Genomic DNA, 14,746 nt, shown 5'->3' with positions numbered 1-14,746 from the left:
ATGATAGAGAAATGCAGCGGTTCCGGTAGAAGATTCGGGCGGAACACGCGTCGGAGGACCGGAGAGCGGGTATGAAATGGGACGAACTTGAGGAAGAGCCATGTTCGATGGCTCGAACGATCGGCGTGATCGGCGATCGTTGGACGCTTCTGATCCTCCGCGAGTGCTTTCTGCGCACACGCCGGTTCGAGGGTTTCCAGTCGGCACTCGGGATCACGCGCCACTTGCTCGCGGAGCGGCTGAAAAAGCTTGTTCGGCAGGGCGTGCTGCGCCGCATTCCCTATCAGGAGTCGCCCAAACGGCACGAATACATCCTCACCCAAAAGGGCCTCGATCTGTATCCGATCATGATGGCAATTGTGCATTGGGGTGATATCCACATGGTCGACGTGCGCGGGCGGCCATTGCTGCATGAGCACCGCAAATGCGGCAAGACCTTCGATCCAGTCATGGTGTGCTCCCAGTGCGGCGAACCACTTTCGGCCAAGGAGGTTCATGTCCATCCGGGTCCAGGCGCCCCCTCGGCATCGGAGAAGTCTTCTCTCGACAAAAAGACGAAAGCGAAGACGCGCAGGAAGGCGGCGTAAGTCGGCGACCGCCAGACCAAAGATCAGGATGCGCATTGTTGCGAACGCAAGAACTTTGGAGAAATCTAAAGCGGGGTGTGGGACTTTAACCTTCGGAACGATCAAGCCCCACGCCTCGCGTTTTCGCGCGGCGAGATGCTGATTTGAAGTCGCTCAATTGCCTATCACAACGCACGTTGAGGCTCACCTGCGGGCCCGCCGAATCGCGCCTCATTCGCGGATGGGCCATGTTGGAGAGCCTGTTGCACTTTAGCTGGGAATCCGGAGACTTTCCTGAAGTTATCGCGCGGTGCAGGGGTCGTTCAAGGCGAGACTTGGCCTCGGCCGGTCCACCGCGATAGGCCGCCCGGAGCCGGAGAGCGTTATGAAGGCGGTACGCATCTCCGCGCCGCCGAAGCAGAGGTTGGTGCAATAGACCTCGTCAGCCTCACGAAATTCCACGAGATTTCCGTCGGGCGAGAACACGCTGATCCCACCGCGCACCAGCGTGGCGACACAGATGTTGCCACTCGCTTCCACCGCGAGCGAATCGAAGCGCTTGTACCCGGCGGGTCCGTGCAGCTCCGCCGTTTGGCGACGGCCAGGGCTCCTTCGCAACCTCGCCTTCCGACAATCGGATAGCTCCAGACCCGGATCGTCTCGGTTTCCGACACATAGAGCATGCGTCCGTCCGGTGACAGCCCGACGTCGTTTGGGGTCGTGATCGGGAAGATCGCTTCCCTGATCATCGAGCCATCGATGCGTGATAATAGACCGCGCCGCGGTCCATCAAGCGGGCATGGGTCTTGCCGAGGTCAGTGACCAGAAGCCCCCTTATCGTCGAAGACGATGACGTTCGCCCCAGTATCGAGATCGACCTGCTCGACGCGCCCGGTGGTCTAATCCTCAGCGCGGCCGCTGGGACGGGCGAAGTACTTTTGTCCTTGAATCTGGCGATGTGCCCGGATCTGTCGCTGCTGGAAAACGTTCTGGTTGATCTCACCCTGAAGCGGCGCTCCGACTGGTTCAGCGCCTTCGTGCCGACGCAACTTTGGATGCGCAAGCAACAAAAATAGCTGAAGTCCTGAGAATCCGGGCGGAGCAGCGGGATAGACGCCGCTTAAGACAATGCATTTTTCTGATTGCGGATGGAACGGCCTCGTCAGGACCGAGACCGCGTCGATCAGTCATCGCCCGCGCCTGAAAGGGCCAGCAGCCCGGCAACCAAGAAAAAGAGCTCCGCGACCGCATTGGCCAGGAGCTCCAGTCAAGGGAGGACGCCGAGGACGGCGGCGATCTTATCAACCGCCGCTAGTCTCCAGAGGACTATTGCGGCCCTCGAGATTGGACGCAGGTGCGCCAGTGCCGGCGAACCGGTCATCGGCAATTCGATGGCGAGAAGGTGAAGACCTTCCGAGCTATTGAACGGTTAGCTCGGCCCTCAGACCCTTCCGGTCGCGGAGCGGCCCCCCACGTGCCATTGGTTTAGTTGACCTTCCCTCTGGCCCGGTTTCGCATTTGGAACTTATGTGCACTTTAGCACTTAGCAATTGCCGCATTGGCGCGGCGGAGGTGGGATTGTGTACAGCGCAGTACTGTTAATCCTGGTGGTAGAAGACGATCCGCTGATCCAAGACCTTGTCGACGCCGCGCTTGCCGAGGGCGGATTTGAAAATGAGATCGTTGCATCTGGTGAAAAGGCAGTTGCACTGCTTCAAAGCGCGCCTACGAAATATCGAGCGCTCTTGACCGATATTAACTTGAAAGGCCAACTGACGGGCTGGGACGTTGCCAAACGGGCCAGGGAGCTTAATCCGGAGATGCCAGCAATTTACATGACCGGCGCTGCGGCGGACGAGTGGCCCTCGCATGGCGTGCCCAATAGCATTCTTCTTAACAAGCCATTTGCGCCTGCCCAAGTCGTGACAGCTGTCTCTCAATTGCTCAACCAGACGCCGCCGCCGAAAGACTAGGCCGCCTCAGTTTATGAAACCTTTCATTCAACCAACGCTAATTTCCCCCTCTGGCCCTTCGCCTGATTCCGCTGCGCTGCAGAATTGCGCTATCTATCTCGATTTTCTTGTGTCGATTGGATCGACACGGCATTCCTTGCGACAGTTGTCGCGGTTTTCAAAGAATTGCCGGCCGGTTGCATTGCCAACCTTATCTTCTCAAATGCTCGCTGCTCTATTTGGCGGACCCGCTCGCGGGATACTCCATATTGTGCCGCGAGTTCCTCCAGTGTCGGAGGCGTTTCGGTCAACTGACGCGCAGTGAAGATGTGTCGCTCGCGCGGACTCAGCGTCTGGATTGCGGCTCGCAACGCTTGTCTGCGCTGAGCTAATTCGTGTTCATCAGCCAATTTCTCGTCTTGCGCAGGCGAAGGGTCTACAAGCCGTTCTATCGCTTCGTCGGCTTCCGGATCGTCGTGAGTGCGGGAATTCAGGGATACGTCGCCGCGCAGGCGCCGGTCCATATCTACGACCTCTCGTTCCGGCACCTCGAGGCGTGCAGCAATTGCCCGCACCTGCTCAGGACGCAGATCTCCGTCCTCGACAGCTGAGATCGCACGCTTAGCTTGCCGCAGTTTGAAGAAGAGTTTCTTTTGTGCGTTGTTTGTTGAAACCTTCACCATCGACCATGATCGAAGCACGTATTCCTGAATCGTCGCCTTGATCCACCATAATGCGTAGGTTGAAAGACGAACCCCTCGTTCTGGGTCGAAGCGTCGCACGGCCTGCATCAATCCGATATTGCCTTCGGAAACAATATCGGCGATGGGCAATCCGTAACCGCGGTATCGCATCGCAACCTTTGCAACGAGGCGCAGGTGGCTTGTGACGAGGCGATAGGCCGCTTCGCGATCGCCCAGTTGGCGCCAGCGTCTCGCGAATTGGGTCTCCTCTTCCTGGGTCAGGATCGGAAATTTCTTGATCTGAGCGAGATAGTGGGTCAGTCCGGTTGCAATTGAAGGCAGTGGCCGAGAATACGTGTTGTACATGTGCCCCTCGCAGTGGCTCTCATAACGTAAGGCCGGTATGGATCTGCGATCAGCGAAGCGTTGCTCTCGAGAGCACTTTTGCAATGACCGCCATGCTCAAAAGGAATCCGACTGATCCGACCAGTGTGGCAACATTGGCGGGATCGATCAGCATCGATTCGTCCTCCCGAGGTCGTCATGACGCCGACGCCCTGAAGGGAACTGGGGTCCTGTCCGCCGCTCCTTTTGATCCGGCCCGCATTCATGATCGAGCCTCTCGGTCTCCGTTTGCGAGGAGAGATCGCACAGCGCATCGACGATATCTTCGAGCTGGGTGCTCGTATCGTCGTGGCGCGGGATCAGGTGGGAGCGACCTTCGCCGAGGCAGTGATCCGCGAGCCAGGAGGACAAGATGGTCCGCTTCTCGTACGCGGTGAGATCGGGATCATCGAGTACATGCAGGGGATGCTCAAAAGCGCCGGCCGGATGCAGGAACTCCGTCAACTCCAATGGCGTTGTGCGCTGATCTGCCCCGGGTTTCGCCGTCCGGAGTGACAGGCAATCCGGGTAGGCCTCGCGCAGGAGAGCTTTCACGGAAGCTCGTTCGTCAAGCAATCGTCGCTCGATATAGCCTCGTTCAAGATCTGTTAGAGACGTTTCGAGGAGCCTGCGATAGCGGCGAATATTGTTTCGGTGCGCGCGAAGCCGTTCGATGTGGTGGCCATTCATGGCTGCTTCTCTCCCGCGTCATGTAGCGTTGCCGCGCTTGGACCAACGAAAGTAACGCTGGCCGTCGCTTGTCGGGAGACGTGTGTTGTCGTCCGCGGTCGTCAGCCGCATTGTATCCTCCTGCTCGTTGACAAATGGCGGCAGCCGCGCGAATGCGCGCGGCGCCGATCAGGCAGCCTGATTACGCCGCTGCCTTGGTCCCTAGTTTTTGGACATTGTCAGCTGGCGCGCCGTTGATCGCGATCCGACGGGGCTTCATGGCTTCCGGGATCTCGCGGAAAAGCTCGATTTTGAGTAGTCCGTTTTCGAAGGAAGCACTCTTGACCTGAACGTAGTCTGCCAGGTCGAACTTGCGCCTGAAGCTGCGCGTAGAGATGCCGCGATGGATGAAATCCCGCTCGGCATGATCCGGCTTGCTGCCCTCGATCACGACCACGTTCTGTTCAGCCGTGATTGCGATATCGCTTGGCGCGAAGCCCGCAACCGCCAGCGAAATCTGATAGCGGTCCTCGGAAAGGCGTTCGATATTGTACGGTGGGTAGTTATTCTCGCCGGCGTGCTGCGCCATTTCTGCGAGGTCAAAGAGGCGGTCGAATCCGATGCTCGAACGCCAAAGAGGTGAGAAGTCGTAATTGCGCATAGCCAAATCCTCCAAAAGAGCAAGATGGTTACGAGCGGCACCGGACACGACCGGTGCCCGTCTCATTGATCCGGACCCATAAGGCGTCCGAACCCCACACTTCTGTGGCGTCGGAAAATTAGCAAAACCGTTTTCGGTTTCAAGAGGGGACCGAAAAATTTTCGCCACCGGACGCGAGAAATACGGATTATCGAAATCAGCGGCACGGCAAGAAATTAGCGCCACTTCGCGCACGGTTTACCAAACGTTGACGGCAAGCCCTCGGTCCAACCCAGAAGCTTCCGTCCGAATGCATGGGCGCCGTCACGGGCTGAAAAATTTCACTCGAGCGGTCTTGAAGGGAGCCGGTTCGGCTCCCAGTTCGCTTTTCGCCCGGGGGCCGGTTCCGGACCCGGATTTGGAACATCGCTGAACCTGATTGAGGAGGATGTGCATGCATTTCCGTCCACTGCACGATCGCGTGCTCGTGCGCCGCATTGATGCCGAAGAGAAAACGTCTGGCGGCATCATCATTCCCGACACTGCCAAGGAGAAGCCGCAGCAGGGCGAGGTCATTGCCATCGGCCCAGGCGGCCGCAACGAGCAGGGCCAACTCGTGCCGCTCGACGTGAAGCCTGGCGACCGCGTGCTGTTTGCGAAGTGGTCGGGCACGGAGGTCAAGATCGACGGCGAAGAGCTGCTGATCATGAAGGAGAGCGACCTTCTGGGTGTGGTCGAAAAGACCGAAACGCTTAAGAAAGCCGCGTGAGCTGACAGTCATCGTAGAGAAGGGAGATTTTTAACATGGCTGCCAAGGACGTGAAATTTTCGACCGAAGCCCGCGACCGCATGCTCCGCGGTGTGGACACGCTGGCGAACGCGGTGAAGGTCACACTCGGTCCGAAGGGGCGTAACGTCGTGATCGAGAAGTCGTTCGGCGCGCCCCGCATCACCAAGGACGGCGTCACCGTCGCCAAGGAGATCGAGCTCGAGGACAAGTTCGAGAACATGGGCGCCCAGATGGTGCGTGAGGTCGCCTCCAAGACCAACGATCTGGCGGGCGACGGCACCACCACCGCGACCGTGCTGGCGCAGGCGATCGTCAAGGAAGGTGCCAAGGCCGTTGCGGCTCGCATGAACCCGATGGACCTGAAACGCGGGATCGATCTCGCGGTGGACGCGATCGTCACTGACCTCAAGACCCACGCCAAGAAGGTCACCTCCAACGACGAGATCGCCCAGGTCGGCACCATCTCGGCTAATGGGGACGCCGAGATCGGCCGCTTCCTCGCCGAGGCCATGCAGAAGGTCGGAAACGAGGGGGTCATTACGGTCGAAGAAGCCAAGAGCTTGAACACCGAGCTCGAAGTGGTCGAAGGCATGCAATTTGACCGCGGCTACGTCTCGCCCTACTTCGTCACCAACGCGGAAAAGATGCGTGTCGAGCTCGAGGATCCCTACGTGCTCATCCACGAGAAGAAGCTTTCGGGCCTGCAAAGCATGCTGCCGCTGCTCGAGCAGGTCGTGCAGTCCGGCAAGCCGCTTCTGATCATCGCAGAGGAAGTCGAAGGCGAGGCGCTCGCCACCCTCGTCGTCAACCGTCTGCGGGGCGGCCTGAAGGTCGCCGCCGTCAAGGCGCCCGGCTTTGGCGACCGGCGCAAGGCCATGCTGGAGGACATTGCGATCCTCACTGGCGGCACCGTGATCTCCGAAGACCTCGGCATCAAGCTCGAAAACGTCATGGTGAAGATGCTCGGGCGCGCCAAGAAGGTGGTGATCGACAAGGAGAACACCACGATCGTCGACGGCGCGGGTGCCAAGAAGGACATCGAGGCGCGCAGCCAGCAGATCAGGGCGCAGATCGAAGAGACCACCTCCGACTACGACCGCGAGAAGCTGCAGGAACGGCTGGCGAAGCTTGCCGGCGGCGTCGCGGTGATCCGCGTCGGCGGCGCCACCGAGGTCGAGGTCAAGGAGCGCAAGGATCGCGTCGACGACGCGTTGCACGCGACGCGGGCGGCGGTCGAGGAAGGCATCCTGCCGGGCGGCGGCGTTGCGCTATTGCGCTCGCTGAAGGCCCTCGAGGGCATCAAGATCGCGAATTCCGACCAGAAGGCCGGCGTCGATATCGTGCGCCGCGCGCTCCAGGTGCCTGCACGCCAGATCGTGCAAAATGCCGGTGAGGACGGGTCGGTGGTGGTGGGCAAGCTTCTGGAGCACGAGAGCTACAACTGGGGCTTCAACGCCGCGACCGGCGAATACCAGGACATGGTGAAGGCCGGCGTCATCGATCCCGCGAAGGTCGTGCGCACCGCCCTGCAGGATGCGGCCTCGGTCGCGTCGCTGCTCATCACCACGGAAGCACTGGTGGCGGACAAGCCGAAGAAAACGGAAGCCGCGCCGGCTCCCGCCATGGACTTCTAACGCGTATCGGGCCCGGCCGACCGGCCGGGCCCACCTATCACATACAGAAAGGACATCTGGATCTGTTTTCGACGATAGGAGCATGAGATGATCAAGGATCAATTCACATTCTCCGCTCGGGCGGAGGGCACCCACAAAACCCTAATCAATTTCCTCGCAGTAACGCTCGGTGGTGTCGTTGCGCTGGCGCCGTTTGCGGCGCGAGGGTCGGAAGCGACGTCGCCGCTGCGGGCAGCAAAAAGCGGCTTCGAACAAATTGCCTTGCCGCCGATTCCGTACCTGGACACGATGCCCTGGCTGACCTGGCCGCAGGCGCCTTCCACGATGAAGGTGGATACGCTGCTTTCGCCGGTCCTGGATGCACCCCGGCTGAGGTTCGACCTGTTGCCGAGCCAGCGCGACGGGACGCTACCTGCAACCAGCTAGTCCGTGTGGAGCGGCCGGCCGATCCGGTCGCTCGAAACCTCCGTCTGAACTGTGTGAGGACTTTCCATGCCGTATGAACCCGCTGTTGGCGGCGCGTTTGCCTTTCTGATCGAAAGCCAGAGACGCGTTATTTCGCATTGCGAGAGGCTCTTGCCTGCGAGCGACCTAACTCCTGAGGATCGCGCTCGCCTGGTGTCCCTGCGCAACAATGCCGAAGCCGAGCTGGCCCGCCTGACCTACGCCGAGGCCGCCTGATCCGGACTGAAAATTGTGGCACGACCGGAACGCGAGAATTTTTTCGAGCCCACCTCTTGAAATCATCTGCCGTTTTTTTAAGTCATTTTTCGCCGCGGGAGCGGTGTGCCGGGCGCCAGCTTCGGGTCCGGCACGGGCGCCGGATCGGGCTTCGGATATTTCCGTATACCACGGTCTTGCGTTCCTTCGTATCCATCTTGCTCTTTGGAGGACTTGGCTATGAGGACACTCGACTTCGCGCCGCTGTGGCGCTCCACCATCGGCTTCGATCACCTGGCAGACCTCGTCGATTCGACGCTGCGTCAGGCGACTGAAGACAACTATCCCCCCTACAACATCGAACGCTTCGGCGAAGACCACTACCGGGTCACACTGGCAGTGGCCGGCTTCGGCGTTCAGGACATCGCCGTGACGGCGGAGCAGAACGTGCTGACCGTCGAGGGCAAGAAGCCCGACGGTACCGCGCGCGAATACCTGTACCAAGGTATCGCGGCCCGTCCGTTCCGGCGCGTGTTCAACCTCGCCGACTACGTTCAGGTCAAGCAGGCCTCTTTCCAGGATGGTCTGCTGATCATTGATCTAGTGCGCGAGGTGCCGGAAGCGATGAAGCCGCGCCGAATCGAGATCGGGACGGCGGCTTCCTCCTCACCCCAGATCGCGCAGAAGAAAGCCGCGTAGGCGCGAATTTGGCATCGAGGCGGGGCGTGCGGCGCGTGAAGCGTCCGCACTCCCTCTCCCTATGAACCAGTGAGGTGAAACAATGGCTATTCGTGATCTCATTCCGTGGTCGAGATCCCAGGAGCTTGCGCCCGCGCGCGACAGCTTCGATCCGTTCCTGACCCTGCACCGTGAAATGAACCGCCTGTTCGACGATGTGTTCCGCGGCTTTGGCAGCCCGGGCCTGTCGCCGTCGATGGAAGGCCGCCTCGGCTGGCCGAAGGTCGAGCTTAGCGAGACAGACAAGGCCTTGACCGTGTCGGCCGAACTGCCCGGGATGACCGAAAAGGACGTGCAGGTGGAAATCGCCAATGGCGTCCTGACCATCCGCGGCGAGAAGAAGGCCGAGCACAAGGGCGAAGGCAGATACTTCAGCGAGCGCTATTACGGCGCCTTCGAGCGCCAGATCCCGCTCGATGATGTGCAAGAGGACAAGGTCGAGGCAGCGTTCAAGAACGGCGTCCTAACCGTCTCGCTGCCGAAGTCCGACACGCCGCGTGCCGGCGTAAAGCGCGTCGCGATCAACACGCATTAACCCCAAACAGGAGATGGCGGCGCCAATGCCGCCGTCTCTCCCCAGCAATCCCTTGGAAAGGAGAGAATAAGGGAGACACGACGATGACGAACACCAATGCAAATGCCCGGAACCTTCATCCGATCTTTTACCCTGCCGCTCACTACGATTCCCCGACGAGCGTCCTGAACGACAATGAGCTCTCAACGCCGGAGAAGCGCATCATCCTGTCGTCCTGGGCCTCGGACATGTATGCGGTGGAATCCTGTCCGGCGCTGCGCGAGATTCCCGGCATGAGCCACACGATCCGGCTGATGGATATTCTCGCAGCGCTGCGCAAGCTCGATGGCGACAACGACAACGATGATCCGCCGCGTGGTGGCGGCGTGCCGATGCGGCTGCGGCGGCCTTGGGCCGCCGCACAGCGGCGTACGCTGTGATGATCACGCAAACCGTCATGGGGCTCGTCCTCTTCGGCAACATGGTTGCGGCGTGCGCCGTTCCCGTCATCGCCCTGCAGCGGTCCCTGCTGCTGTCCCTCGACCGTGATGGATCCGGTCTGGCTTCCTAGTTCCGTTTCAAAGGAAGGTGTCAGAATGTGCGTGGTGCGGCTGCTCTTATCGGCATTCATTTTTGCGTGCGCAGCGTGGTTTCCCGCGGCCGCGCAGATCCCGGACCTGAAGACCGGCTCTATCCCGACACTGGCACCGCTGGTGCGACAGGTAACGCCGGCGGTCGTGAACATTTCCGTGCACGGGCGCGTCCGTGAGGACAATCCGCTCTACCGCGATCCGATCTTCCGGGAGTTCTTCGACGCGCCGAAGCAGATCGAGAAGGAGGTCAATGCGACCGGATCAGGCGTCATCGTCGATGCCGTGCGCGGCTATGTTCTCACCAACAATCACGTCGTCGAAGGCACCGCCACGGTCCAGGTCACGACCAGGGACGGACGGCAGCTCTCGGCGAAGGTGATCGGCCGCGATCCGCCGACCGATGTCGCCGTGCTCCAGATCCAGAATCCGGTCGGGCTCAGGGCGCTTGCTTTTGGCGACAGTGACGCCCTCGAGGTTGGTGATTTTGTGCTCGCGATCGGCAATCCCTTTGGTCTGGGTCAAACCGTAACCTCGGGTCTGGTCAGCGCACTCGGCCGCACTGGCCTTGGCAGGCAGGGCTACGAAGATTTCATTCAGACTGACGCGGCGATTAATCCCGGCAATTCTGGTGGCGCGCTGGTCAGCCTGCGCGGCGAGCTGGTCGGAATCAATTCGGCGATCATCTCGCCTGCTGGAGGAAACGTCGGGATCGGTTTTGCGATCCCCGCCAATATGGCGCGGAGAGTGATGGAGCAAATCGTTGCCACCGGCCATGTCGAACGCGGCCATATCGGCGTTTCTCTGCAGGACCCGCGGCTGTCGGGTGCTCGGGCCGAAGGCGCTTTGATAGCTGAGGTTCTGCCAAATTCACCGGCAGAAATCGCCGGTCTGCGAAAAGGGGACGTTGTGACAATGGCCGATGACGGTCCCATTCGATCGGCTGCGCAATTGCGCAACAAGGTCGGATTAGCGCGAGTTGGACAGGAGTTGAAATTGACGCTTCAGCGAAGGGAGGGCAAAAGCAGTGTCGTTGTCAGAGTGGCGCCGCGAATGGAACGGGGCGCGGCAGTTACCCCAGGTGACTTCGGATTGACGAGCCGACGACCGTCGGCCGGGCTTGCAGGGCCCAATCACCCCTCCGGGAAATCGACCTAGCATCTTAGGATAAGGACCCCAATGATTAAGAATCTCAAGAACAGGACCGAACGAGAAGCGGATGTTCGCGAGCGTCAGGCGTTGGGTGCTTCTGTGACGAAGGCGACCCGAGCGAAATCGGCTGTTCTGGTTCGAGTGCACCACGACAACATTGAACGTTATCTTCACTTGCTCCGAACCAAAGCGACATTTGTCTGTGGACCTGCGCGCAGTAGATCAGCTCGTCTCCCGCTGTTTTAGTGCTACTCCGGCTCACCCAAACGATTGCAATCTCCGAGGCTCGAACCGTGTTGCATAATCCTGTGTCGCCTCAATTCCCCATTTTCGAGATCATCCTGCAACCCAAGGGCCGGCGATGGCGCTGGCGCGTATGTTCAACGAACGGGATAATCGTTATGCAGGGTTCGCGAAGCACACGTGCAGCTGCGAGATATGATGCGCATAGCGCGTTATTCCTACTGCTGCTCTCAACAACCAGCGCGGGCTGGCCCCGTGGGTAGAGACTTCGGCAAACTTATGATCACCCCGCTTGCTCCACGAGGCCTTCGCGAGCGATCATGAGAGTTTTTTTAGTGTCCTTCTGTGGCCCCTAGTCTTCTTGTCTTCGCGGGGAAGGGACAGGAAACGCGCAACCGAGACATTTGAACGGATCATGCTTTCAACAGCTGAATTGCGATCGAAGTTGCCGGATGACGCCTAACATCGACTTCCTTTCACCGCCACGGGAGCGCCGCTTCTGGCCGAAACATACCGACTGCAGCGAGCAATGGCACAGTCCGTAAACTTAATTCCTTTGGCTGGTGCCCTCGCCGGCCGCATTTGCTGCACCACCAGCTTTTTTGCATTGTGTTGACTTGGCGCTCGCGGCCCCCACTCGGCCGGTTCGATGCGACTCAGGAGGCGCCTCAACAGACGACGCATCGCCTTTCTGCGTTCAAGTCGTAGAAGAGTCATTTAGATCCGGTTCGGCTCATCCACTTTTTGGCCCTCGTCGTTTTATTAACGCGTTTTGTGCCGCCAGACGGGCACCCTCCACCCGGGCCCTGGACGAAGGCGCTGATCCGTTGTGGCGAAAACTCGCTATCCGTCTTTTGCTTCAGCGTGGTGGCTTCGTTTATTGCGTTCGTCATATTGAACCGGGTCTCCGAGGGGCTGCCAATGCAGGCCGCAGTCAGCGCATTTGGCATCGCCTTTATGGTTACGATTGGTAACCCTCTTACATGGGAAGCGAAGCTCGACCGGCGGCGTCCATCGCTGTTCTAGTCAACGTCGATGCACGCTCCGCCGAATGATCACGTAGGGGATCCTCAACACCTAGCTTGCAGAACCATCGATTGGCGAGGTTCAACTGCACTGCACGGCAGGGCACTCGTTCAGAGCGGATCTCAAAGACATATCCGGAGCTCACCCCAAAACAGGTGCCCCTTGGGCTCTAGGGAACGCGATTACCTCCTGGACGCCGACAGGCGTGTGCCAAGCCGAACGGCTCAGTTGGCGAACGAGCCTATGGAGCCCGAACGCCCGACCCGGTCGCGGCGAAGCCTTCGAGGATCTCCCGCACGACCTAACGAGGATCATTGACGAGCTTTTTCAACGCAAAACCACGAGCATTGCCGCGTCCCTGGGTTTACTAACGCGATTGCGACCCATCGTTGATGCGGCGCGCTTGTGACGATGACGATGCCGGGCTCGCCCGGCTTGGGCAGCGTGCTTACGCCTCAACCCGCAAAGGTCACGAAGGCGCCTCGTCGCGGCTTTCTTGGATTAAAGGGTGCAGCTTGGCTTCCCTCACGCGGATGCCGACGCCCCGCTCGGCGTTGTGCTCGTCCATCAGAAACTCGACGCCCATCTCCTGCAGACAATCGACGAGCGCCTTGAGAGTACGGTCGTGGGGAATGCGACCGCCATTCTCGATATGCGCGATCGTTCGCTTCGCCACCTTGGATGCGAGCGCAAGTTCAGCCTGAGAGATCTCCAGCCAGACGCGCGCAGACGCAATTTGCCTTCCGTTAACCATCATTGTGCATTTCTGGTGCACCTGTGCGCCACTGGTGTTAGAGTCCTGTCAACGCAACCGAACGAGGACTCTGATGACCTTCCCCGACGCCGACGGCCAGCCGCAGGCGATCACCCCTGCGCAGGCCATTTCCGCCGACGACACGCCCATCTCCACCATCTGCTCCGAGGCTCCTGCCGAATCCGCCGATCGCGGATCGGTGTACGGACGCTACATCAGTAGCTCGGCTTGGCAAACCAGCCCGGCCCGCCTGGCCGAGCTCGAGGCTTCCGGACACCGGTGCCGGCTGTGCTTCGCCTCGCGCCGGGAGGCGAGGCTGGAGGTCCACCACCGCACCTACCGGAACTTCCGCTGCGAACTCGCCGAGGACCTGACGACCCTCTGCCATCCCTGTCACCTCGGCGTCACCGGCATGGAGCGCTTCCGCAAGTACGCGCGGTCGCCCTTCAAGCCGCCGCCGCCCACGCCGGCGGCGCCGCCGCCTCCCCCCCTCTTCGACTACCGCTCGCCCCTGGAGATCGCCTAATGAGCATCGAGCACATTTCCCTCCGCCTCGTCGGCATCGGCCCCATGTTGATGCGCAATTCGCGCCTGGGCGATCCTCTCGATCCCATCGCCAAGCAGATCGACGCCGTGACCGGCAAGAGCGAGAGGACTGAGGCCGACCATCTGCGCGTGGCGGAGCTGGAATTCCACGGTTCGCTGTATCTGCACAACGGCGCGCCGTGTCTCCCGGCGAACATGGTCAAAAGCGTCTGCGTGGACGGCGCCAAGCCGACGAAGATGGGCAACACCACCAAGGCCGGCTTCCGCGCGGACGGCCCGGCCCTCCTGGACTACGACGGTCCCAAGACCGCGCCGGAGTTGTGGAAGGATGAGCGCTTCCGGTATCGCACGACCGTCCGGATCCGCAGGACCGGTGCGCTCACCGTCAGGACCCGGCCCATGTTCGACGGCTGGAGCGCCGTCATCCGCGGCACGTTCCTGACCTCGCTGCTCGACCGCGAAGACATCGTCGGGTTCTACCGCGTGGCCGGCCTGTACGGCCTCGGCGACTACACCCCCGAGTTCGGCCGCTTCCAGGTCGAGGAAACGGTCAAATAGCTCCCCGTGCCGGGGCGTGGCCCGGCGAGGCATGGCATGGCCCGCCGTGGATCTTCAGGAGAAAGATCCGCGCAACTCATCAATCGCAACGAACGCGCAGTCGGCTGCGCGATCGATGGAGGCTGACCTGAAGAACTACGACGACGAACAAAGCGATCCCGCACGGCGCCACGGCTCCGGCCGGCCCCGCGTGCTGAGTTACTGGCGAAGCATCCCCGCCGAGGAGTTCGACGACGCCTTCAAGTCGGAGGTGACGGCCTTCGTGCGCGGTACGACCACCACGATCCCGGAGTGGCGCCGTGCGATCGCGGGCGACACCGTGGCCGCCATCGCCATGGTGATCGACTGCAAGGCGCCCGACACCATCGGCATCAAGGTCGACTTCGCCATGACGGTGTTGCTGGCCTGCGCCTTCGACGACCCCGCCGCGGCGCTCGTGCTCTCCGTCAAGCTCCGGCAGATGCCGCTCCCTGCCCGGCTTCGCAAGCAGCTCGCCACCTCGTGGCTGGTAGCGAACATGCTCTCGTGCCTCAAGCGGTCCGCGCCGACCTGCGGAGGGCATGGCACCTGAGCAACAACAAGGCTTGCGACCAGCACCTCACTGTTGGTGTCGTCGGTGTCTTGGACGGCGCCGGCCGCAAGTCGTC

Annotated in this window: 21 protein-coding genes and 1 pseudogene; 16 read left to right on the top strand and 6 right to left on the bottom strand. The window is 60.7% G+C overall.

The features are described 5' to 3' along the window. The first annotated feature begins 71 nt into the window (after positions 1-71). On the top strand, positions 72-587 hold the full coding sequence (locus JQ617_RS01980; protein ID WP_212023992.1) for a winged helix-turn-helix transcriptional regulator: 516 nt from the start codon (positions 72-74) through the stop codon (positions 585-587). 279 nt (positions 588-866) lie between these two features. Here JQ617_RS01980 and JQ617_RS40425 read toward each other — a convergent pair whose 3' ends face one another. Continuing rightward, complete coding sequence (locus tag JQ617_RS40425) at positions 867-1,106, bottom strand: SMP-30/gluconolactonase/LRE family protein (RefSeq protein WP_502754860.1); 240 nt, start codon at positions 1,104-1,106, stop codon at positions 867-869. Positions 1,107-1,384: 278 nt separating this feature from the next. Here JQ617_RS40425 and JQ617_RS01970 point away from each other — a divergent pair, with 278 nt between their 5' ends. Next, positions 1,385-1,642, top strand: a complete 258-nt coding sequence (locus JQ617_RS01970) for a hypothetical protein (RefSeq protein ID WP_212023988.1) — start codon at positions 1,385-1,387, stop codon at positions 1,640-1,642. Positions 1,643-2,146: 504 nt separating this feature from the next. After that, the gene (locus JQ617_RS01965) at positions 2,147-2,539 is read left to right on the top strand and encodes a response regulator (RefSeq protein WP_212023986.1); all 393 of its coding nucleotides are present in this window, start codon (positions 2,147-2,149) and stop codon (positions 2,537-2,539) included. 89 nt (positions 2,540-2,628) lie between these two features. On the opposite strand, the gene rpoH is transcribed toward JQ617_RS01965, so the two are convergent. From rpoH to JQ617_RS01950, 3 genes are all read right to left on the bottom strand, one after another. Then, complete coding sequence (gene rpoH / locus JQ617_RS01960; RefSeq protein WP_212023984.1) at positions 2,629-3,567, bottom strand: RNA polymerase sigma factor RpoH; 939 nt, start codon at positions 3,565-3,567, stop codon at positions 2,629-2,631. A gap of 147 nt (positions 3,568-3,714) precedes the next feature. Then, positions 3,715-4,275 (bottom strand): hypothetical protein, encoded by a 561-nt coding sequence (locus JQ617_RS01955; protein WP_212023982.1) that lies wholly within the window; start codon positions 4,273-4,275, stop codon positions 3,715-3,717. A gap of 181 nt (positions 4,276-4,456) precedes the next feature. Then, positions 4,457-4,915, bottom strand: a complete 459-nt coding sequence (locus JQ617_RS01950; protein ID WP_212023980.1) for an Hsp20 family protein — start codon at positions 4,913-4,915, stop codon at positions 4,457-4,459. 433 nt (positions 4,916-5,348) lie between these two features. Between JQ617_RS01950 and groES the strand changes: the two genes are divergently transcribed. From groES to opgC, 10 genes and pseudogenes are all read left to right on the top strand, one after another. Beyond that, positions 5,349-5,663, top strand: coding sequence for a co-chaperone GroES (gene groES, locus JQ617_RS01945; RefSeq protein ID WP_212023978.1), 315 nt, complete (start codon positions 5,349-5,351; stop codon positions 5,661-5,663). Positions 5,664-5,698: 35 nt separating this feature from the next. Continuing rightward, positions 5,699-7,318 (top strand): chaperonin GroEL, encoded by a 1,620-nt coding sequence (gene groL / locus JQ617_RS01940; RefSeq protein ID WP_212023976.1) that lies wholly within the window; start codon positions 5,699-5,701, stop codon positions 7,316-7,318. An 87-nt stretch (positions 7,319-7,405) separates the two neighbouring features. Then, the gene (locus JQ617_RS01935; protein ID WP_212023974.1) at positions 7,406-7,744 is read left to right on the top strand and encodes a hypothetical protein; all 339 of its coding nucleotides are present in this window, start codon (positions 7,406-7,408) and stop codon (positions 7,742-7,744) included. Between the two features lie 66 nt (positions 7,745-7,810). Continuing rightward, the gene (locus JQ617_RS01930; RefSeq protein ID WP_212023972.1) at positions 7,811-7,999 is read left to right on the top strand and encodes a hypothetical protein; all 189 of its coding nucleotides are present in this window, start codon (positions 7,811-7,813) and stop codon (positions 7,997-7,999) included. Between the two features lie 219 nt (positions 8,000-8,218). Further along, positions 8,219-8,677 carry an Hsp20 family protein gene (locus tag JQ617_RS01925; protein ID WP_212023970.1) on the top strand — a complete coding sequence of 153 codons (459 nt, stop codon included), beginning with the start codon at positions 8,219-8,221 and terminating at the stop codon, positions 8,675-8,677. 82 nt (positions 8,678-8,759) lie between these two features. Continuing rightward, entirely contained in the window at positions 8,760-9,251 is a 492-nt protein-coding gene (locus tag JQ617_RS01920) for an Hsp20/alpha crystallin family protein (RefSeq protein ID WP_212023968.1), read from the top strand. An 83-nt stretch (positions 9,252-9,334) separates the two neighbouring features. Continuing rightward, the gene (locus JQ617_RS01915) at positions 9,335-9,670 is read left to right on the top strand and encodes a hypothetical protein (RefSeq protein ID WP_212023966.1); all 336 of its coding nucleotides are present in this window, start codon (positions 9,335-9,337) and stop codon (positions 9,668-9,670) included. Further along, positions 9,670-9,801 carry a hypothetical protein gene (locus JQ617_RS40165; RefSeq protein ID WP_283842029.1) on the top strand — a complete coding sequence of 44 codons (132 nt, stop codon included), beginning with the start codon at positions 9,670-9,672 and terminating at the stop codon, positions 9,799-9,801. The genes JQ617_RS01915 and JQ617_RS40165 overlap by 1 nt, the downstream gene beginning before the upstream one ends. 25 nt (positions 9,802-9,826) lie before the next feature. Then, positions 9,827-10,978, top strand: coding sequence for a trypsin-like peptidase domain-containing protein (locus tag JQ617_RS01910; protein WP_212023964.1), 1,152 nt, complete (start codon positions 9,827-9,829; stop codon positions 10,976-10,978). A gap of 957 nt (positions 10,979-11,935) precedes the next feature. Then, positions 11,936-12,241 (top strand): annotated as a pseudogene (opgC, locus tag JQ617_RS40420) (OpgC domain-containing protein); the annotation flags it as partial. Here the strand turns inward: opgC and JQ617_RS40415 are convergent. Both JQ617_RS40415 and JQ617_RS01900 read right to left on the bottom strand, forming a co-directional pair. Then, on the bottom strand, positions 12,195-12,386 hold the full coding sequence (locus JQ617_RS40415; protein ID WP_502754859.1) for a transposase: 192 nt from the start codon (positions 12,384-12,386) through the stop codon (positions 12,195-12,197). The pseudogene opgC and the gene JQ617_RS40415 sit on opposite strands and share 47 nt — an antisense overlap. Before the next feature lie 324 nt (positions 12,387-12,710). After that, entirely contained in the window at positions 12,711-12,998 is a 288-nt protein-coding gene (locus tag JQ617_RS01900; RefSeq protein WP_212023960.1) for a helix-turn-helix transcriptional regulator, read from the bottom strand. Positions 12,999-13,068: 70 nt separating this feature from the next. On the opposite strand from JQ617_RS01900, the gene JQ617_RS01895 reads away from it, so the two are divergent. The 3 genes from JQ617_RS01895 to JQ617_RS01885 all read left to right on the top strand — a co-directional run bounded on the left by JQ617_RS01895 (position 13,069) and on the right by JQ617_RS01885 (position 14,670). Further along, on the top strand, positions 13,069-13,521 hold the full coding sequence (locus JQ617_RS01895; RefSeq protein ID WP_212023958.1) for a hypothetical protein: 453 nt from the start codon (positions 13,069-13,071) through the stop codon (positions 13,519-13,521). After that, positions 13,521-14,099 carry a hypothetical protein gene (locus JQ617_RS01890; RefSeq protein WP_212023956.1) on the top strand — a complete coding sequence of 193 codons (579 nt, stop codon included), beginning with the start codon at positions 13,521-13,523 and terminating at the stop codon, positions 14,097-14,099. Before JQ617_RS01895 ends, JQ617_RS01890 begins: the two co-directional genes overlap by 1 nt. Before the next feature lie 115 nt (positions 14,100-14,214). Further along, a complete protein-coding gene (locus JQ617_RS01885) occupies positions 14,215-14,670 on the top strand; it encodes a hypothetical protein (RefSeq protein ID WP_212023954.1) in 456 nt (151 codons plus the stop codon). Positions 14,671-14,746 lie beyond the last annotated feature (76 nt).

Origin of the sequence: Bradyrhizobium sp. KB893862 SZCCT0404 (assembly GCF_018130885.1) — a bacterium.
In the GTDB taxonomy this organism is placed as follows: domain Bacteria; phylum Pseudomonadota; class Alphaproteobacteria; order Rhizobiales; family Xanthobacteraceae; genus Bradyrhizobium; species Bradyrhizobium stylosanthis.
The sequence above is the reverse complement of the archived record's forward strand: the minus strand, read 5'-3'. Positions and strand labels throughout refer to the sequence as shown.